Below are 18,823 nucleotides of genomic sequence, written 5' to 3' on the forward strand. Positions count from 1 at the left end.
GTTCGCAGTACTCATCGGAGGAATCCTTATGTCGATCGGCTTCGGGACGGCGCCGGCTGGCGCCGCAGAACCGCTCGACTTTTCGGTGACATTCTCAGACCTCGCCCCCGGCGAGACCCGCACGAAAGTCGAGGCTGTGACCCTCGAGCGCGACTCGACGATTGAGGCGGCAGAGTGGGAGGAACGCACCGGTCTCCTGGCTGACAGCCCGCTCGGCATGACCGCCTGCAGAGGCGAGGCCTGCGTCGATGCCGCGACCTTCGTCGCGACTGCGATGACGGCCGGGACTATTGAGGTCCGGGTCACGGTGACGGTCGCGGATGATGCACCACCCGCGGCGTCCGGAACAGCTCTGGGGCGCCTCACCTTCGTGGCCGCTGACGACGAGCTGGCATCAACGGGCGTCGGCTTCTCACCGTGGGTGATCGGCGGCGGCGTTCTGGTGATCATCGGTATCCTGCTGGCCCTGACCGCGCGCGGCAGGCCTGCGCGGGGTGCACCATGAGGGCTCTCCGCACTGTCGGTCTCGTGATCCTGTACGCGTTCGCCGGCCTGGGCGTTCTGTCCGGGGTGGCATGGGCAGCGCACTCCGCGGGCCTGTTGCATCCGCTGGTCGTCGTCTCCGGGTCGATGTCCCCCGGCATCCGCACCGGCGACCTCGTCGTCAGCATTCCGAAGCCGATCGCCGACGTCACCGAGGGAGATGTGATCACACTGTCGAGTCCCGTGACCCACCGCCTCGTGACGCACCGGGTCATCGCAGTCAGGCAGGATGGCGCCGATGGCTACGCCGTGACGCTTAAGGGCGATGCCAACTCCTCGGCCGACAATGGCGAGTACCTCGTCGCGGCGAATGCCTCACCGCCCACGCCGTGGTTTATCGTGCCGGGGGCCGGCCGCGCCGTCGAGACCGTGAGTCGTCCTACTGTCGCGATTCCCCTCGTCATCGCCCTCGCAGCACTGGTCGGCCTCGTGGCTCTTCCGTCGCGCCGCGACGCGGAGGAGGACCAGAAGCAGGACGACGGTCCGGCGCTCACCCCGGCAGAGCCGGCGGCTGTCGGGACGACAGGCAGCGGCGGTGCACCTCGATGAGCCGTCGTCTAACGTTGTTCTCGCTCTCCGCAGTCGCCGCCACTGCGGTGGCGGTCTTGCTCGGAGCCGGGATCACCACCACCTCCGCGCAATGGACGGATGACGCACGCTTCTCCGCCGGTGCCGACGTCGGGTCATGGCCGCCCGCGTCGGGGCTCGGGACCTGCGAGCTCCTCGATGCCTCCGGTGCTCCTGTCCCCGGAGCATCGTGCACCGTGAGCTCCATCACCCTGATCGAGCAGGGCGGGCTGAACGCGGGCCAGCTCCTCCGCGAATACGAAGTCGCCACTGCCACATCGTCGACCGACCCCACCGACCAGGTCTCGTTCCGGGTCGACCTGTCGGCGCCTGAAGTCATCTACGGTGGCCAGCCGGTCAATCCGAGCTGGAGTTGGAACGACGCCTCGACATCGCCCGAGATCTCGTACACGCCGATCGCCGGGTACACCTGTGGCTCGCTCCCCCTCGTGAATGGAGTCAGCACGGCAGGAGTCTCGGGTCCGGTGCGAGTCACCGTGCACGACCACCCCGTGGCAGATCAAACCTGCGCCGGCTAGCTGCGGCCGCGTCGCCAGCCTTCCCTCAGCCCACTGACGGAACGACACCGACGCGCACGTGCCTGCCGGATGCTGCATCCTCAATGGCGCGGTCGAGCTCGGAGAGCGGGTAGGTCTCGCCGACGAGATCCGCCAACGGCATCTCCCCCCACGAACGCTCGAGGAACTCAACGGCGCGTCGCAACTGACTCAACGTGTAGTTGTGCACACCGGTCAGGGTGACCAGCCCACGCACCATCGACTCCGGGTCGATGGCGACCGATGGCCCGGGCGAGACGCTGCCGACGAGCACGACGGTGCCGCCGACGCCGATCCGGCTGATGACCGTCTGCAAGGCGGCCGGAGCCCCGGACGCCTCGATGGCGACCAACACCTCGTTGAGGCCGCGGCGCGCTCGCACGGCCAGCACCTCGTCGAGATGCTCCGGGGCTCCGGGGGCGGTAGTCGGGTCGGCCGCGATCGCGCCGAGCCGACGGGCGAAGGCTCGGCGGGAAGGGTCGGGATCGGAGACGATGACGTCCGCACCCGCTTCAACGGCCAGGGCTGCTGCCGACAGCCCGACCATGCCGCCGCCTGTGATGAGCACCAGTGCGCCGTCGAGGTCGTTTGTGATGGATGCCGCGTCGATGGCGGCGACCGCCGTCGCCGTCGCGCAGGAAGCGGCGGCCGCCACGGCTGCCGGCATCTCCTCGCTGACGAGGACGATGGGGGTTCCCGCGCGGACGTGCACGTGGGTGGCGAATCCGCCGGTGAGTTCCCAGCCCCGGGTGATGCGCTCGTGGCCGTACTTGGCGAGGCTGCGGCACTTCTGCGGGATCCCGCGGCTGCAGCGATCGCAGGCTCCGCAGCTCACCGCCAGAGACCAGACCACCCGATCGCCTACCGAGAGCGGACTGCCGTCGGCCCGAACCGCGCCGTCCCCGACGGCGACGACACGACCGACCTGCTCATGCCCGAGCACGAGGGGCGTTGGGGCGGGGCGGTCGCCACGCACGGTATGCACATCGGAGCCGCAGACTGTCGCGAACTCGATCTCGACGAGCGCGTCACCCGGCGCAAGATGCACGTCGGGTGACGCGATGAGCTGATGCGGACGACCGGGCTCGTTCCACACCATCGCCAGAGGTGATGGTGTCAGGGTGAGGTCCAGCACTGGGGCAGTAAGCAGCGTGGTCATCGTTGCCTACTCGCCGCGCAGGCCGAGAAGGGCGGGCAGGTCCCGGATGCTGGCGATCACGGCATCGGCACCGGCATCCGTCAGCGCAGCACGATCGTGCGCGCCCGTGAGGACGCCCACGACGAGACCCGCGCCGGCGCGCTTGCCCGCTTCGACGTCGCTCCGGGTGTCGCCGACGACGACCATCGCCGCCACACTCGGGGCACCCGAGCGGAGGAGAGCCGTCAGCGGAAGATCGGGGTGCGGGCGGCCACGGCCGGCGTCGACGGGCGACAGCGCCACCTCGACGAGGTCCTGCCAGCCGAGAGCGTCGAGCACGGCGTTCCGGGTGGCGGGTGCGAAGCCCGTGGTGAATGCGACGGATGCTCCGGCGTCACGCAGCTCGCGGATGACGTCGGCGGCGCCGTCGATCTCGCTGACGCCCTCTCGCGCAACGATCTCGGCGTAGGCGCCCTCGAAGGCGGCGTTGCCTCGTTCGGCTGCCTCTTCGTCACCGTTGGCGAGGTGGCGGAAGACGTCGATCTTCGACTGGCCCATGGTGTCGCGCACGTACTGCAGCGACGTCTCGAAGTCAGCACCGGCTCCGATGCCGCTGCGCTCGGCCGCGAGGGCGAAGGCCTGCTCGACGGCGCCGTCGTCACCGACGGTCGTTCCGGCCATGTCGAGCACGATGAGCTCGACATCGGCCCAGGCTCGTCGCGCCTCGACGGGTGATCCGGACGAAGCGGAGACGGGGGTGGTTGTTGCGGTGATCATGCTGTTCCTTTCAGGGTGGATAAGACGGCGGTCTCGCCGAGAAGCCCGGTCACGAGGTGTTCGGCGAGGCCGAGCCCGGTGGTCATGCCGATGCCCGTCGTCGCGGCGATGACGCTCACGCCGGGTTCGGGTTGGTCGATCAGGAAGTCATTCGGGCCGCTCGCGTACACGCCCTGCCAGCGCTCGAGCACCCGCAGCTCGCTGACGCCGAAAAGCTCCCGGGTGATCGCGAGAAGGGACTCGAACGCCGCTTCGCTCTGGAACGGTGCTATCGCGGTGCCGCGGTAGTGCGTGTCGCCGACGATGAGGGACCCGTCGGGCAGCTGCGTGTACATCTGGTTGAGGTCGAGCGCCGCCAGCGCCGGGTCCTCCGAGTGCAGACGATCGCGCAGGGACGCCGCCGCCTGCGTCTGCGCGAATCCGGCGTAGCGCACGAGGGACCATCCGGTCAGGAGCGGCGCCGCCAACGGCGTGCGCAGCGTGGTCGAGACGCGCATCATGTCGAGCCCGCACCTCTCGATGCCCCGCTGCTCGGCGAGCTCGGGAAAGAGCAGATCGAGGTCGTGGTTCGCGGCGACGACGATCTCGCGCGCGTCGATGGGGCCGCGGCTCGTCTCGACTCGGCCGGCTCGCACGGAGCCGACGGAGGTGCGGTAGCGGAACTCGACCCCCTGCCGAGCGAGGTGAGCGGCAATCGCGGCCACGGCCTGGCGCGGGTTCACCTGCAGGTCGAGCGGCAGGAAGGCTCCGCCCAGGGCGGTGCCCGGGGCGAGCGGCATCCGTTCGGCCGCCTCGGATCGGCGCAGAAGCTGCACCTCATCACCGCGCGCAGCGGCGAACTCGGCGAGAACGGCGAGTTCATCTTCGTGGCGAGCGGCCACGAGGGTGCCCGACCGTCTCAGCCAGACTCCGGCGTCGCTCGCGAGCTGCAGCCACAGTTCGCGCGAGGTGGCCGCGAAGTCACGGGCGAGGCCATGCTGCGGCGTGAAGCAGAGGTGGCCGAAGTTGCGAACCGAGGCGCCGGTGGCCTCGCTCCCCCGCTCGAGAACGATCACGCGCTGCCCGCGGGCGGAGGCCGCGAGAGCGACGCCCAACCCGACGATGCCCGCTCCGACGACGGCGACGTCGTAGCCGCGTTCAGCTGCAGCGCTCATCGGAACACCCGCCGCATCCACACTGCCAGACCCTCCACGATGAGCACTGTGGCGAGGATCATCAGCACGATCGTCGTGACCACGGCGTAGTTCGAGCCCTGTCCGGCGTTCAGCAGGTAGTACCCGACTCCTCCACCGCCGACGATCCCGAGGATGGTCGCGCAGCGGATGTTCGAGTCGAGCAGGTAGAAGGAGTGACCGAGCAGGGCGCGCCTGCCCTGCGGCAGGGTCGCGGACGCGTACACCTGACCGCGGCTGGCTCCGGCTGCCCGGAGCGCCCGCTCCGGACCTGAGTCGACCTCCTCGAAGGAGTCGGCGATGAGCTTGCCGAGAAGGCCGATGCCTCCGAAGGCGAGCGCGATCGTTCCGGCCTGGCTGCCGAGGCCCGTGATGACGATCAGGACTATCGCCAGGATCAGCTCTGGAATACCGCGGATGATCACCAGCAGGAAGCGCATCGTCGAACGCACTGCGCCGTTCGGAGCGACGTTCCGGGCGGCGAAGGAACCTATGAGCAGCGAGAAGCCGAACGAGAGCAGGGTGGCGGCCAGAGCGATTCCGACTGTCGCGCCCATGGCGCCGAAGAGGGTGGCCGCCTCGTAGTTGCCGAAGCTCGGCGGCCAGAACTGTGCGGTGATGGCAGGCACCTTGGCCCAGAACGTGACGAGCTCGCTCCAGTGGATGTCGCAGATCAGCACGCTGCCGATCACCACGGCGACAGCGATCCAGCCCCAGGCGGTGTTCCGGATGCGAGACCCGGTCCACGGTCGACGCAGGGCCGCCTCGAGGCTTCCGGATGCCGCAGCGGAGGCGGGCGCCTGCCTCGCGGCAGCGGCCCCAGGGACGGCAGACTCACGGCGAGCCGTGCGCGCGGCTCGGGCATCCGTCACGCCGCGCACGACCCTGTCGCCGAGTCCGCGGGAGCTGGGCTGGATGCCGAGCATGGCCCGGCGCACAGTGCTCGAAACGATCTCCATGACCACGCACAGCGCGAAGATGACCAGGGCGATGCCGAGGCCGAGCGAGTAGTTCAACGACTTGAAGGCGTACGACATCTCCAGGCCGAGGCCGGCGACGCCGACGTAGCCGAGCACGACCGAACCGCGCAGGTTGATGTCGTTGCGGTGCAGTACCGTCGCCACCCAGGAGGGCAGCACCTGCGGGAGAACCCCGCTGGTGAACTGCTGCAGCTTCGATCCGCCGGCCGCGCGAATGGCCATGCGCGGGCCCTCGTCGATCTGCTCGATGGCGTCGGCGAAGAGCTTAGAGATCATTCCGATGGAGTGGATGCCGATGGCCAGGATGCCGGGCAGGGTGCCGATCGAGAACATGAGCACGAAGACCATGGCCAGAACCACGTCGGGCACCGCGCGGGTGAGCACGGTGATAAATCGTCCGATCGCCTGCCAGGCCGGGCCCGGCGTCGTGTTCGAGGCGGCGATGTAGGCGACGGGCACGGAGATGACGGCGGCGAGCAGGGTGCCGCACAGCACGAGGCCGACGGTGAGGGCCGTGAGGTAGAGCAGCTCGCCGGGCTCGGGGAAGGTGATGCTGCCGACGCGGGCGAAGAAGCGCTCGGCGTGGCCCCAGCTCTCGATCATCGCCGGGAGGGAGATACCCGATTCGGCGACGGCGACGACGGCAAGGCCGACGATCACGAGGAGAGTGACTGCGGCGGCAATGCGCTCCGGCGAGATGGGGCGCTTCGGTGCCCGCTCGGCGACGGAGGGCGCTGGGCTCGGTGTCAGCGGCGGCGAGGCAGGGGCGGTCGCCGAGAGGGTCGACATCAGCTGACGACCGTCTGCTGCTGAGCCGATTCAGCGAGCTCGACGGTGATCGCCTCGAGTTCGCTGGTCGAGGTGGCGACGCGTCCGTAGACCTCCATCACCTGTGCCTTCGAGAGTCCTTCCACGGAGGTGTCGAGGACGACCTCCCCATGGCGTAGCCCCACGATGCGATCGGCCCACGACAGGGCGAGATCGACCTGGTGCAGGCTGCATACCACGGTGAGTCCGGCCTCCATCGCGATCTCGCGGATGAGGCTCATGACCTGGTCGCTCGACTCGGGGTCGAGCGAGGCGACGGGCTCGTCAGCGAGGAGAATCTGCGGGTTCTGCATCAGCGCCCGGGCTATCGCCACGCGCTGTTGCTGCCCTCCGGAGAGGGTGTCCGCCCGCTGGTAGGCCCGGTCGAGCAGCCCGACCCTGTCGAGGTGGCCGAGAGCCGCGAGCTTCAGCCGTTTGGGGTAGGCCCACAGGCCGAGCCGCGGCCCGTGCAGTTCGGCGAGCGCACCTGTGAGCACGTTCTCCAGCACCGTCAGCGATGGCACGAGTTCGAACTGCTGGAAGACGAAGCCGATGCGGCTGCGCAGGGCGCGGAGGCGCCGTCCACCGAGGGACGACACCTCCTCGCCGAGTACGCGAACGGAACCGGAGGTTGTGGTCTCGAGCCCGACCAGCTGCCGCAGCAGCGTCGACTTGCCCGAGCCCGACAGGCCGAGGAGCACGACGATCTCGCCGGGTTCGACCCTGAGCGCGACATCGTGCAGTGCGACGGTGCGGCCGAACTCCTTGGTGAGTCCCGCGACTTCGATGACTGATGCCTTGTTCATGACCTTCTCCGGTTCCGTGCTCATTGACCGTCAGTACTCAGTGATCGGGCGTCAGCCCTGGCACTGTTCCGCGTTGGTCTTCTTGCAGATGTCGCGGATGGTGTCGTAGTACTTGTCGTCGACGGGTGACGTGGCGTAGAACACGCTGCGGAACCCGTCGCTGTCTGCGCTCTTCACGCCCGACGCGATGATGTCGTCGATGGTGACCTGGCTGAGCACGTCGGTGAGCTTGGTCTTGAGTTCCTTGGGGAGCGTGTCGGACACCACGATCGGTGCACCGGGAACCATCGTCTCGGCGATGACCTTCACCTTGTCGCTCTTGGCGACCTCGCTGTCCTCGGCGAAGCCGGCCTCGCACTCGACGCCTTCTCCGACCTTGGTGACGCTCACGTCGTGCTTGCCGGCGAAGACCGGGGTGACGTCCTTCTCAGGGTCGATGCCTTCGTTCAGCAGGTTGTAGGTGGGGAAGAGGTAGCCCGACGTCGACGACGGGTCGACGAAGCAGACCTTCTTGCCCTTGAAGCCGGCCAGGTCGGTGATGTCGCTGCCCGTGGGCACGATGGCCTGCGAGAAGTAGCCGGGCTCCTGTCCCTTCTCGGTGATGATCGAGGAGATCGGGGTGATCGCGGCGCCGTTGTTCTTGGCCGTGACGTAGGTGAAACCAGAGAACGAGGCGACGTCGATCTTGCCGGCGACCGCAGCCTCGATGAGTGCTGCGTAGTCGGTCGACTCGTGGTAGTCGACCTTCTTGCCGGTCTCCTGGGCGATGTAGTCCATGAGGGGCTGGTAGTTGGTCTCGGTGTCGACGGAGTCGGGCACGACGCCGAACACGATGGTGTTCTCGTCGACGGCGTAGGAGACGGTGTCAGCAGCGGCGCCGGACGTGCTGTCGCCGGTTGCGGCGGTGCCGGAACATCCGGCGAGGGTGGCGGCGAGAGCTCCGACGCCCACGAGGGCGAGGATGGAGCGGGTGAATCGCGTGGACATGATGGCCTTTCAGGCAGGAGTTCCGGTGTGGGGACGTTGCAATGGTGCCATCCGGAAATTGAGTTATATACCGAACTCTGTCGAGATTCACTGTCTGTTCACCCTACTTAGGCTTATATGAACAGCAGGTGGCGTAGCCCGCTGGCGTCATCTGTACATGTAGTGTGCCTATGTGACCTTCGGTGTATACAAGCAGATCGCGGATGACCTCCGGCAGCGCATCTCCACGGGCGAACTGGCCCCCGGCGACGACGTTCCGACTGAGGGCGAACTCGCGCAGCAGTGGAACACCTCGCGCGGCCCCATCCGCAACGCACTGGCCGAGCTCCGTCGCGAAGGCCTCATCGAGACCACTCGGGGCCGGCCGAGCAAGGTCGTTAGGCGCAAGGCCCACCAGGCCGTCGACGTGTCGATCCCGTTCACGAAGTGGGCGCGCGAGATGGGTGCGACTCCTGGCGCTCTGACCCAACAGGTCGCTCTCCGCCGTGCCGACGAGGACCAGGCCGAGATGCTCGGCATCGAGACCGGCGACATCGTCGTCGAGGTCATCCGTCTTCGACTCCTCGATGGCCGTCCGACGATGCTCGAGCGGCTCATGTTCATCGAGGAGGTGGGCCGGGTGCTCTTCGACGTCGACCTCGACACCGTCTCCATCACCGAGTACCTCGCCGAACGCGGCCACCCGTACTCCGAGGTCGATCACGAGATCGACGCGGTGGCTGCCGACGAGCTCGACAGCAAGCTCCTCGAGGTCGAGGCCGGCTCGCCGATCCTGCGCCTGCGCCGAGTGACGCGGCGCGCCGACGGCCGCGTGTTCGAGGCATCGGACGACAGGTACCGCAGCGACATCGTGCGCTTCACGGTGTCGGCGTCGGGCCGTGCGATCTCCGGCGAGCACTTCATCCGCCCCGTCGGCGAGTGACCGACGAGTAGGCGGCGGGCTGACGCTCACGCCCCGATCAGCACCACCCCGGCGACGACGATGACGGATGCCGCGACCCGCCATCCCCCGCGGCCCTCTCTCAGCACGAGGGCGCCGAACGCGCTGACGATCACCACGCTGACCTCGCGCATAGGAGCCACGAGGGCCACGGGAGCGAGCGTCACGGCGAAGAGCACCAGGATGTACGACAGCGGCGACAGCAAGCCGAAGATCAGGATGCGCACCCAGTGCGCCCGCCAGACAGCGCCGAGTTCTCTCGCCCGCCGGCCGAGCAGCGCTGAGAACAGCACGATCTCCCCGGCGGTGCATCCGACCATGAAGGCGACAGGGGACACATCCCACGCCCGCACCACGTTCGCGTCCCAGAGTGTGTAGGCCGCGATCGCGACCCCGGTCGCGATGCCCCAGGCGACCGCGGGGTCGAGCCGGTGCCGCCGCACCGGGATTCGCGCGCCGACGCGCTGATCCGCGACCGGTCGATCGAGGAGCCCGATCGCCACGACGCCGCCCAGGATCGCTGCGATGCCGACAAGCGCCCACCCCGACGGCCGCTCCCCCAGCACGAGCACGGCCACGACGACGGTAACGAGGGGTCCTGTCCCCCGGGCTGTCGCGTAGACCGTCGAGAGCATCCCGGTGGAGTAGCCGCGCTGCAGCACGAGCATGTAGACGCAATGCAGCACGGCAGACACGACCACGCCGAGCACGAAGCCGCCGACGCCGCCAGAACCGATCCCGCCGGTGATAGGAACCAGTGGCAGCCAAATCACGGCGCTGGCGAGAGCGCCCCACCAGAGGAACGGCAGGCCGATGCGGCTGACGCCGTGGGCGAGGATGTTCCACGCCGAATGGCAGACGGCTGCGGCGAGAACAAGGACGAGAGCGAGAGACGACACGAGAGACCCTTCGGTGCGTCGCGGGCGCGACGAACGGGGTCCTCCGGGCTTTTGTCCTGTCAGATGACGGCCCCCACTGGCGGCGACCGTGGCGCCGCTCGGACCAGTCGGACCTCTCGATCCCGGAACCCTAGGCGCTATCGGCACCTACGCTAACACGTTGCCTTACCGTCGCTCGCTCTGCCGCAACTTCGACGATCCAACCCCCGGTGACGCTGCGACCGCCCTCACCCCGCCAGTGTGCGCACCAGCGCCACGGCCTCCTGCGGCGAGACGTTCGGCACGTAGGCCCGGCCGATCGCCACGCCGATCGCCGGCAGTGCCAGGGGATCGGGGTAGGCCATCGAGATGGTCTCGTAGCGCGGGTTGAACTTCGACTTGAACCGGAACAGCGTCGAGAAGCCGTAGGCCGGCTCCAGGGTACGGGCGAGCAGGTCGAGCATCCGCGTCATCGCCGTCGGGGCCGGCGGGTTCTCTCCTGCGGCCAGCGGCTTGGTCGCGAGCGGCGCACCAGACAGGCTGAGCAGCGTGGCGCCCTGCTCCTTCATGTGCAGTGCCGCCGAGGCGATGAGGAACTCCATGGTTCCGTTCATGCTGCCGTCGGCGCGGCGCATGAAGTCGAGCGTCCAGCCGATCGGCACTCCATCGCGGTACGTCGGCATCCAGCTCGTCACGGCCTGCACGCGCTCGTCTGTGTCGACGGCGAGCATGAGCTTCACGTCGCGGTCGCGCAGCTCCTCGACGCTGCCGAGGGTGAAGCCCATCTCGGGCAGGCTCTTCTCCGACACCCACGCCTCCGAGATGGCGTTGATCTGGGCGCTGAAGGCGAACGGCAGCTCGTCCCACGACGTCCAGACCGCCGTCATGCCCTCCTTCACCCCGCGGTTGAGAGCCTGCCGCACCTTCTGCCACGGCTTGCCGGCGAGCTCGAAGCGCGATGGATCGAGGATCGTCTCCTCGCCGACGGGCATGCTCTGCCAGCCGCGTGCCTCGAAGAGCGGCATGACTCGCGGATGCACCGAGTAGAACACCGGTGTCCACCCGTTCTCGTCGCAGAACGCGACGAAGCCGTCGATGGTCTCCTCGTCGTGCTCGGGCAGGCTGATCGGATCGGCGAGGGTGATGGCCACGTCGTTGATCACCCGGTACGCGACGGCGCCACTGCCCGATGGGGTGAACCAGTAGGTGTTGCCGGGCCAAGTGGCCATGAAGCTGAGGCTGCCGCCGCCGCCGCTGTGCAGCAGGGCGCGCAGTTTCGCGTGGTCCGTCGCCCGGTTGCGCGTCTCGGTGTCGCGCATCAGCAGGATGCATCCGCCGATGAACACGATCCAGAACACCACCCCGACCGACTGGTACGGCACATAAGCGATGTCGCTGCGCGGCACGACGACGGGGTCGATGCTCGCCACGAACTGGGTCGGCAGGAAGCGCTTCAGAGTGTCGATTCCGAGATCGAGAACGGATGCCGCCGGCTGGTAGCTCGCCAGCCCCACAAGTCCCAGCACGAAGTACACGGTCGCCAGCACGGCGAGGGCGAGCAGCGTCCAGAGCGTGAACTTCACGTACGCGGCATCCGACGCCCTCACCGTGAACAGGTGGCGCGAACGCCACAGCACCACGAGGATGCCGATCGGGAGCAGGAGGGCCGCGGCCGCCCACACGATGAGTTCGCCCAGGTCCCAGCCGGCGATCCCGGCGGCCTCGGCATCCTGCAGGCTCGTGACGATGTCGAACGAGAAGTAGGCCATGAGCACCAGCACGACGTTCACGGCGATGGCCAGCCAGAGGGCGAAGCGGCGGCCACGGCGGAGGCCCCAGGCTGCGACGAGGAGCAGGGCGAGGGGGACGAAGGTGAGGAGGAACGGACCAGGCCCGCTGGCGCTGGCGTCGATGAACGCGTCCTTGCAGGCCGCGGTGATGTCCGTCGTGGTCGCGGCCGTCGAGGCGCAGTCCGAGAGCTGCGACTGCGTGACCGGGGCGCGCTGGTCGAACAGCGTCGAGAGGAGGGAGAACGGGGTGAGGCCGTTGGGGTTCACGATCCCGACGATCGGCCCGATGGCCGTGACGGCCACGACCGTGGCGATGAGCGTGCGCGCCTCGGCCTTCGAACTTCGCCGGGCGCGCAGCGTCGAGGCATCGCGGGTGAGCAGGGCACCGAGGAACAGCCCGAGCACGGCGGCGTTCAGCCTGTACACGTTCGACGAGTCGCCGTCGTAGAGCACGAACACGAGGATGAACGCGAAGCTGACGACACGGATGCGGCGACGCCAGAACACCCCGGCGAAAGCACTCGCCGTGAGCAGCGCGCCGGTGATGCCGGTGAGCGGGTCGAGGGTGAGATCGATCGAGGTTCCGAGCGCCCACCACTCGCCGGCGAGGCTGCCCGCCCATTGCAGCAGCACGCCGATGCTCACGCCCAGGGCGCCGGTCACGAGGAAGGCGAGCACGACGCGGCGGCTGCCCATCAGGCGTTCCGAGATGCCGAGCAGTGTCAGCGAGGCGATCACGCCGGCCACGAGCTGGAACGGATCCCACGGGATGAACAGAGCCGTGACGGGAGACCACCAGTGCGCCTGGCCGATCGTCGTCAGCACGCCGGCAGCCCACGCATCAAGCGTCGCCTTCGACGGGTGGCCGGCGATCGTGCCGGAGATGATCGCAGTGGCGATCAGCAGGACGGCGAACGCGATGCTGACGGGCACTCGGGTGAAGTAGCGCCGGGCCAGGCGTCCTGCGGCGGGGAGGCGCCCGATCGGCGAAGCCGCGTCGCCGGATGCGGCATCCGTGGGTCTGCTCTCATTCATGGGTCGTCATCCTCTCGCGGCGGCCAATCCGAGTCTGGCGGCCAGCAGGTCGAATCCGGCAGTCAACCCGCCGACGATGCCGCTGCGGCCATGATCGGCGTACGGGATCGTGACGAAGGTCGTGTCCATGCCGGCTCCGGATGCCGCCCGCGCGAGCCTCTTCGTGTCGTCGACGTAACCGGGGTCGTCTGCCCCGACCGTGAAGATCGCCCTCGTGTCCGGATAGTCACCCTCGCCCATGATCGTCGTGGTCTTCACGGCGTCGTACGCTTCCCGGTCGCCACCGAACACCTCGTCGAGCACTGCAGCCCGGTCGCTCTCGCCGGCGAACTCCTCAGGCGACACCGCCAGGATGCTGCCGAAGGTCTCGGGGTACTTGGAGCCCAGGTAGGCCGCGCACTGGCCGCCGTTCGAGTAGCCGGCCACGACCCAATCCGTGCGCTCCCGCAGCACGCCGAGGGTGTCGCGCACCCACGGAACGACGTCGTCCATGATGTAGCTCTCGGCCTGACCTCGGCTCGAGTCGAGGCAGAGGGGGTCGGCGAGCGGGTCCCCAAGTTGGTCGATGACGACGGCGATCGGGGCGAGCCCGTCGTGCTGCGAGGCGAAGCCATCGAGCACCGAGGCGATGATGGCGGCATCCGGGCTGCCCGGCTGGCCCATCATCATGATGACGACGGGCAGGCGTGGCGCATCCGCGACGAGGGCGGCCGGCGGGTAGTAGACCTGGGCTCCGCGGGCGTCGAAGCCCGACACGTCGTTCGGGATCGGCGGGTCGATCACGCCGTAGCGGCCGTGCTGCGGGAGGTCGGCCGGTGCGGTCCAGGTCTCGACGACGGGTTCTGCCGGATCGTCGGCCGAGGCATCCGTCGGCGGGATCACGGCGATGCTCGGGGTTGTGATCACGAAGAACACCGCGCCGACCGTGGTCGTGATGCCGTAGGCGGCGTTGATGATCAGCCCCGTCGTCAGCACGAACAGCGGGATGGCGACGATCGCGACGACGCGGCGCCAGAGCGGCGGCCGGGCGATGCTGACGATGGCCAGCAGGATGCCGCCGAAGCACGCGGGCACCCACGCCCAGGTGGCGGTGTTCACCGGGCCGCCGAAGGCGCCGAGCACACCGACGGCGAGCCAGACCAGAAGCAGGCCGAGCAGCACTCCAATCAGCAGAGCGGATGCCGCCGTGATGACCCAGCGTCGGGTCGGGCGTCGCACCAGCAGAACGAGCAGCGCTGCCGCCGACAGCAGGCACGGCGCCCAGAACGCGACACCGCCCACGATGTCGACGTCGAGCAGCCAGTCCACGCGACCCACCTTCACGAGCGGTCAGTGCGACCGGCCGGCCGCGTGTTCTCACTGTATGGGTATCATTCGGAACTCGCATAAAGTGACCACCACCCAAGATCACGACCACGAATAGGGTCTGGCTGAGGCGCCTTGGCCCCGATCGTTATGCGTCCCATCCCGTCCGAGTGCGCTAGAAAAGACGGAAGGGGGCAGCGATGTCGAGAAAGCGGAAGAGGGCGAATCCGGAACCGGCGCCCGCAGGTGACCCGGGTGCCGACGACCCGCGTGGAACCAGTCGAAGGTCATTCCTCAAAGCCGGAGGCGTAGCGGCCGCCGGCGTCGTCGTGGGCGGAGCAGCCGGCGGCGCGGTCGGCGGCGCCGTGGGGCATCAGGCTGGCGTCGACGAGACGTTCAACGACTTCACCGCCTACGACCCGCAGCAGAAGGCCGGTTTCGAACATCTCATCGTCGTGATGGGCGAGAACCGATCCTTCGACAACCTGCTCGGCTACCTCTACAACGCAAACGACCTTCCGGACGGCGAGCAGTTCGACGGGCTCGCGTTCGGGGACTACTCCAACGCGAGCCCCGACGGCACAATCATCCCGGCCCACCCGTACACGGGCACGACCGACGAGATCATGGGGATGCCCAACCCCGATCCCGGCGAGCACTTCCCGCACGTGAACACCCAGTTGTTCAACACGATCCTGCCCGCTGCGAACGCCGACCTGCTCGACAACGAGATCCAGGCGCCTTTCAACGCGCCGGAGCACACCGGAAATCCCACAATGGACGGCTTCGTGAGCGACTACATCGTGAACTGGAACACGATCAAGAAGGGCGCGTACCCGACCATCGAGGAGCAGGGCCGGGTGATGGGTTCCTTCACCCCCGACATGCTGCCGGTGCTGTCGACCCTGGCGAAGAACTTCGCCGTCTTCGACGCCTGGCACTGCGCAGTGCCATCGCAGACCTTCTGCAACCGTTCGTTCTTCCACGCCTCCACATCGCACGGGTTCGTGACGAACAAGGATCACGGCGGCTATGACAAGTGGCTCGATTCTGAGCAGTCCGACACGATCTTCAACCGCCTGGAGGACAAGAAGATCGGCTGGCGCATCTACTTCGATGCGATGCAGCTCGTCTCGTTCACCGGAGTGCTGCACGCCCCTGTGCTCGAGAAGTACTGGAAGACTGGGCACTTCGCGTTGATGGAGCAGTTCTACATCGACGTCGAGAACGGCGAGCTGCCCGAGTACTCCTTCATCGAGCCGCGCATGACCTACAACCACAACGACTTCCACCCGCCGTTCGGCGAATTCCGTCAGAGCAGCGTGAACGGCGAGACGATCATCGACAGCGCGATCTCCGACGTCAGGGCGGGAGAGGCGCTCATCCACCAGATCTACATGGCGGTGAAGGACAGCGCGACGAAGGGCGGCTCGAACGCGCTCAACACCATGCTGCTCATCACCTTCGACGAGCACGGTGGCACGTACGACCACGTGCCACCGCCATCCGCCGTTCCGCCCGACACGAACGGTCCCGGGGAGATGGACTTCGGATTCGACCGCCTCGGATGCCGCGTGCCGGCGATCGCCATCTCGGCCTGGACCCGCGCCGGCACCGTCATCCACGACGAGATGCACCACGGCTCGGTGATCGCGACCCTGTCGAGGCTGCACGGACTCCGCCCGCTGACGCGTCGGGATGCCGGAGCCAACGACCTGTTCAGCGCCGTCAACCTCTCCCAACCGCGCGACCCGCGGACGTGGCCGTCGACGATCCCGCAGTACATCCCCCCGAACCCGCAGGCGACGGAGCCGCATCCGGGCAACGCGCACAGAGACAAGCCGCTGAGCCCGCCAGCCCGCGGACTGCTCGGACTGCTGCTCGCGAAGTACGGCAGGCCCGACGAACTCGATCCGACGAACTTCGGCGAGGCCTTCGAGCTGCTGCAGACCTATGGCGTCGGCTTGTTCGGCGAGGGCGGCGACTAGCTTCGGAAGAGCTCACTCGCTCGCCTGGTGAAGGACGTGCTACTCCCGACAGGGCGATGATCCCCGGAGGGATCCCATTCCGCACGAGGCTTTCCAATCGCGACCGGCTGTTGGCGGAGTTGATCGGGTGGCTATCGGAGCAAGGACGTGCACCGGTCAGGACCGTTATTCCTGCGACTGCATATCGTCGGTTTGACCGACCTCATGGACATCGAGGTCGGGGCCGTGGCTGAGAGCGCAGCCGCCGATGACAGGGTGCAGGCCGGAGCGGTTCCTGCCGGCGGCTACGCGGTGCTGGCCTATCGAGCCATGTCGATGGCGGCGAACAAGCGATTGCACGGGTGCAAAGGGCAAGGACTCACCCTGGACTCCTGTCCGGACGCCCGCGGGGAGGTGTTCGCGTCGCGCTGTGAGTTCTACCTGACGGACCCCGCACTGAGAAGCGGAAGACACGCTGGGTCGTCGAACTCGCGTTCATGACGCAGGCCTAGCCGCCATGCCGCTCCCTCAGGGACCGGGTATGCCGAAGTTGGCCCGAGGTTCAGGTCAAGTTGCTGCACCTTTGGACGCTCTTGTCTGTAAAGTTCTGGGGACGAGACGCGGGGGACGTGACGTTCGAGTCGCAAGCCCAATCACTGAGTTGAATGGAGTTGCGATGACCGAGCAGTCCTCCGGATGGAAACGTTTTTGGGATCGCGGCGGCTTTTGGCGGGCAGTACTGCTCGCGGCCGTCTACCTGGGCGTGTACGAGCTGATCGGCTTCCTGCTCGGGCTCGTCTTCACCGACGACATGCGCGGGGAGAAGGGCGGCGCGACCGACGTCTTCCTCGACACGGCACTCCCGATCATCATCACCAGCGTCCTCCTGGTTCTCTTCGCTGCGTCCGTGGGGTGGCTACGAGAGTTGTTCGCCCGGCAGAAGCTACCTGGACGCAGGTGGATGTGGATCGCACTGATCGTGGTTCTGCTCATCAACGTCGCCGCGCTGCTGAGCATCGACTACGCCAAGGCCGGGCTGCCGCTTGTGTTCACCTGGCTCTTGACCGGATTGTTCGTCGGCTTCGTCGAAGAGCTCGTCACGCGCGGGTTCGTCGTCAACATGATGCGCAAAGCCGGACACCGCGAAATCGCCGTCGCTGTGGCCTCTGCAGGCATCTTCGCCGCACTGCACTTCACCAACCTGTTCACGTCCACTCAAGGCCTCGGAGTCACACTGCTGCAGATCGTGTACACATTCGCGTTCGGCATCTGCATGTACCTGATCCTCCGGGTCACCCGCACCCTGATCGCCCCGATGCTGGTCCACGCCAGCACCGACCCGACCATCCTCCTCCACGGCACCTACCCATCCGACAGCCTTCTCGGCCTGCTGCCCACCCTGAGCACATACATTGTGATCGCGACAGGATTCATCCTCCTCATCGTGCTCGCTATCAGCGAACGGAGACGAGCCAAGGAGAATGCGGTTCCCCGCCCCATCGGCGTGACTGCATGAGCAGGCCCTTTGGGGCACAGCTCCGAGAATCGCGATGCGTCGGCGGAATAGCAACAACACCCGTCCAAGCGAACAGCGCTTACGGCGCATGCATGAACCTGGAGGTCTGAGACGGATGTCTGTTCGCGATACCCCGTTCGTGCAGGATGCGACGACCGGCAAGCGGGTCACGCGATGGTGGTTGTCCTACGTCCTCGTACTGGTCGTGTTCATCCTCGTCCTTCCCGGAATCGTTGGAGCGGTCTTCCTGCAGACGTGGAAGGTGGGGCCGGGCACGCCAGAGGCGCAGCTGCAGGAAGCGGTGACGTTCGGGGCCGGCCTCCTCGGTCTGTTCGTCTGGGTGTGGCTGTTCGAGCGACGCCGCATCACGTCTCTCGGATTTCGACGCTCGGGGCGAGGCATTCTCACCCTGCTCGTCGGTCTCGTCGCCGGAGTGGTGCTGAACTCGATTCCGACGCTGTTCCTCTGGTCGATCGGGGCGTACCAGCTCGCCAGTCCTCCCACCGGGGCGATTTCAGGGCTCGCTGGCCTGCCGATCCTGCTCCTCGTGCTTGTCTTCGTCCTCGTACAGAGCGGCACCGAGGAGACGCTCACCCGTGGATTCATGCTTCAGAGCAGCGGGGTGGCGCTGCCAGGATGGATTGCCGTCCTCCTTCCCGCCGTGGTGTTCACGCTCTTCCACGGGGTCACGACGAAACCGTTCGCGTTTGCGAGCATCTTCCTCTTCGCATTGCTCGTGACGTTCGTCGTGCTCCGCCAGGGTGGCCTCTGGATCGCGATCGGCATCCACACCGGCTGGAACTTCGCAATGGGCAACCTGTACGGCATTCCCGTCAGCGGGCTTCCCCCGCACACCGCCTCGGCGATCTTCCTGGCACCCAGCGAGGGAGCGCCCGACTGGCTCACCGGCGGCGAGTTCGGAACCGAGGCGAGCCTGCCTGCCGATCTCGTGCTCGGGCTCGCCGCTGTCGCCGCTTTCCTCGTCTATCGGGGTTGGGACCGAACACGAACGGCTCGCCCTGAAGGCGTGCTCGAGCAGGAAAGCGCGAAGCACTGAA

16 protein-coding genes are annotated in these 18,823 nt (G+C 67.5%); 7 read left to right on the forward strand and 9 right to left on the reverse strand.

Annotated elements, in window-relative coordinates; all coding sequences use genetic code 11:
• Positions 1-85 precede the first annotated feature (85 nt).
• From AADV74_RS05235 to AADV74_RS05245, 3 genes are read left to right on the forward strand one after another with little or no spacing between them, the layout of a single operon-like run.
• A complete protein-coding gene (locus AADV74_RS05235; protein ID WP_342112438.1) occupies positions 86-505 on the forward strand; it encodes a hypothetical protein in 420 nt (139 codons plus the stop codon).
• Positions 502-1,092, forward strand: coding sequence for a signal peptidase I (locus AADV74_RS05240; RefSeq protein WP_342112439.1), 591 nt, complete (start codon positions 502-504; stop codon positions 1,090-1,092). Before AADV74_RS05235 ends, AADV74_RS05240 begins: the two co-directional genes overlap by 4 nt.
• Entirely contained in the window at positions 1,089-1,649 is a 561-nt protein-coding gene (locus AADV74_RS05245) for a hypothetical protein (RefSeq protein WP_342112440.1), read from the forward strand. Before AADV74_RS05240 ends, AADV74_RS05245 begins: the two co-directional genes overlap by 4 nt.
• 25 nt (positions 1,650-1,674) lie before the next feature.
• Here AADV74_RS05245 and AADV74_RS05250 read toward each other — a convergent pair whose 3' ends face one another.
• The 6 genes from AADV74_RS05250 to AADV74_RS05275 are packed head-to-tail and all read right to left on the reverse strand — an operon-like array spanning position 1,675 to position 8,334.
• On the reverse strand, positions 1,675-2,826 hold the full coding sequence (locus AADV74_RS05250) for an alcohol dehydrogenase catalytic domain-containing protein (RefSeq protein WP_342112441.1): 1,152 nt from the start codon (positions 2,824-2,826) through the stop codon (positions 1,675-1,677).
• Between the two features lie 6 nt (positions 2,827-2,832).
• On the reverse strand, positions 2,833-3,582 hold the full coding sequence (locus AADV74_RS05255; RefSeq protein WP_342112442.1) for a phosphonatase-like hydrolase: 750 nt from the start codon (positions 3,580-3,582) through the stop codon (positions 2,833-2,835).
• Complete coding sequence (locus tag AADV74_RS05260; protein ID WP_342112443.1) at positions 3,579-4,736, reverse strand: TIGR03364 family FAD-dependent oxidoreductase; 1,158 nt, start codon at positions 4,734-4,736, stop codon at positions 3,579-3,581. The genes AADV74_RS05255 and AADV74_RS05260 overlap by 4 nt, the downstream gene beginning before the upstream one ends.
• Positions 4,733-6,523 (reverse strand): PhnE/PtxC family ABC transporter permease, encoded by a 1,791-nt coding sequence (locus AADV74_RS05265; RefSeq protein WP_342112444.1) that lies wholly within the window; start codon positions 6,521-6,523, stop codon positions 4,733-4,735. The genes AADV74_RS05260 and AADV74_RS05265 overlap by 4 nt, the downstream gene beginning before the upstream one ends.
• Positions 6,523-7,371 carry a phosphonate ABC transporter ATP-binding protein gene (gene phnC / locus AADV74_RS05270; protein ID WP_342112445.1) on the reverse strand — a complete coding sequence of 283 codons (849 nt, stop codon included), beginning with the start codon at positions 7,369-7,371 and terminating at the stop codon, positions 6,523-6,525. The genes AADV74_RS05265 and phnC overlap by 1 nt, the downstream gene beginning before the upstream one ends.
• Before the next feature lie 27 nt (positions 7,372-7,398).
• Entirely contained in the window at positions 7,399-8,334 is a 936-nt protein-coding gene (locus AADV74_RS05275; protein ID WP_342112446.1) for a phosphate/phosphite/phosphonate ABC transporter substrate-binding protein, read from the reverse strand.
• A gap of 172 nt (positions 8,335-8,506) precedes the next feature.
• Here AADV74_RS05275 and AADV74_RS05280 point away from each other — a divergent pair, with 172 nt between their 5' ends.
• Positions 8,507-9,256: a GntR family transcriptional regulator gene (locus AADV74_RS05280; protein WP_342112447.1), complete on the forward strand. Its 750-nt coding sequence runs from the start codon at positions 8,507-8,509 to the stop codon at positions 9,254-9,256.
• 26 nt (positions 9,257-9,282) lie between these two features.
• On the opposite strand, the gene AADV74_RS05285 is transcribed toward AADV74_RS05280, so the two are convergent.
• The 3 genes from AADV74_RS05285 to AADV74_RS05295 form a co-directional block, all read right to left on the reverse strand.
• On the reverse strand, positions 9,283-10,173 hold the full coding sequence (locus AADV74_RS05285) for an EamA family transporter (protein WP_342112448.1): 891 nt from the start codon (positions 10,171-10,173) through the stop codon (positions 9,283-9,285).
• A gap of 227 nt (positions 10,174-10,400) precedes the next feature.
• A complete protein-coding gene (locus AADV74_RS05290) occupies positions 10,401-12,977 on the reverse strand; it encodes a phosphatidylglycerol lysyltransferase domain-containing protein (RefSeq protein ID WP_342112449.1) in 2,577 nt (858 codons plus the stop codon).
• Positions 12,978-12,983: 6 nt separating this feature from the next.
• A complete protein-coding gene (locus AADV74_RS05295; protein WP_342112450.1) occupies positions 12,984-14,285 on the reverse strand; it encodes an alpha/beta hydrolase in 1,302 nt (433 codons plus the stop codon).
• Positions 14,286-14,482: 197 nt separating this feature from the next.
• Between AADV74_RS05295 and AADV74_RS05300 the strand changes: the two genes are divergently transcribed.
• The 3 genes from AADV74_RS05300 to AADV74_RS05310 all read left to right on the forward strand — a co-directional run bounded on the left by AADV74_RS05300 (position 14,483) and on the right by AADV74_RS05310 (position 18,822).
• Positions 14,483-16,270, forward strand: a complete 1,788-nt coding sequence (locus AADV74_RS05300) for an alkaline phosphatase family protein (RefSeq protein ID WP_342112451.1) — start codon at positions 14,483-14,485, stop codon at positions 16,268-16,270.
• 520 nt (positions 16,271-16,790) lie between these two features.
• Complete coding sequence (locus AADV74_RS05305) at positions 16,791-17,765, forward strand: CPBP family intramembrane glutamic endopeptidase (RefSeq protein ID WP_342112452.1); 975 nt, start codon at positions 16,791-16,793, stop codon at positions 17,763-17,765.
• Positions 17,766-17,880: 115 nt separating this feature from the next.
• The gene (locus AADV74_RS05310) at positions 17,881-18,822 is read left to right on the forward strand and encodes a CPBP family intramembrane glutamic endopeptidase (protein WP_342112453.1); all 942 of its coding nucleotides are present in this window, start codon (positions 17,881-17,883) and stop codon (positions 18,820-18,822) included.
• Position 18,823 lies beyond the last annotated feature (1 nt).

The sequence above is a fragment of the Leifsonia stereocauli genome, assembly GCF_038432415.1.
GTDB lineage: Bacteria > Actinomycetota > Actinomycetes > Actinomycetales > Microbacteriaceae > Orlajensenia > Orlajensenia stereocauli.

What these genes read in the sequence shown, in the direction of transcription:
- AADV74_RS05240 (WP_342112439.1), top strand. Translation starts at nt 502, where the DNA reads ATGAGGGCTCTCCGCACTGTCGGTCTCGTGATCCTGTACGCGTTCGCC.
- AADV74_RS05245 (WP_342112440.1), top strand. Translation starts at nt 1,089, where the DNA reads ATGAGCCGTCGTCTAACGTTGTTCTCGCTCTCCGCAGTCGCCGCCACT.
- AADV74_RS05250 (WP_342112441.1), bottom strand. Translation starts at nt 2,826, where the DNA reads ATGACCACGCTGCTTACTGCCCCAGTGCTGGACCTCACCCTGACACCA.
- AADV74_RS05255 (WP_342112442.1), bottom strand. Translation starts at nt 3,582, where the DNA reads ATGATCACCGCAACAACCACCCCCGTCTCCGCTTCGTCCGGATCACCC.
- AADV74_RS05260 (WP_342112443.1), bottom strand. Translation starts at nt 4,736, where the DNA reads ATGAGCGCTGCAGCTGAACGCGGCTACGACGTCGCCGTCGTCGGAGCG.
- AADV74_RS05265 (WP_342112444.1), bottom strand. Translation starts at nt 6,523, where the DNA reads ATGTCGACCCTCTCGGCGACCGCCCCTGCCTCGCCGCCGCTGACACCG.
- phnC (WP_342112445.1), bottom strand. Translation starts at nt 7,371, where the DNA reads ATGAGCACGGAACCGGAGAAGGTCATGAACAAGGCATCAGTCATCGAA.
- AADV74_RS05275 (WP_342112446.1), bottom strand. Translation starts at nt 8,334, where the DNA reads ATGTCCACGCGATTCACCCGCTCCATCCTCGCCCTCGTGGGCGTCGGA.
- AADV74_RS05290 (WP_342112449.1), bottom strand. Translation starts at nt 12,977, where the DNA reads ATGAATGAGAGCAGACCCACGGATGCCGCATCCGGCGACGCGGCTTCG.
- AADV74_RS05300 (WP_342112451.1), top strand. Translation starts at nt 14,483, where the DNA reads ATGTCGAGAAAGCGGAAGAGGGCGAATCCGGAACCGGCGCCCGCAGGT.
- AADV74_RS05305 (WP_342112452.1), top strand. Translation starts at nt 16,791, where the DNA reads ATGCCGAAGTTGGCCCGAGGTTCAGGTCAAGTTGCTGCACCTTTGGAC.
- AADV74_RS05310 (WP_342112453.1), top strand. Translation starts at nt 17,881, where the DNA reads ATGTCTGTTCGCGATACCCCGTTCGTGCAGGATGCGACGACCGGCAAG.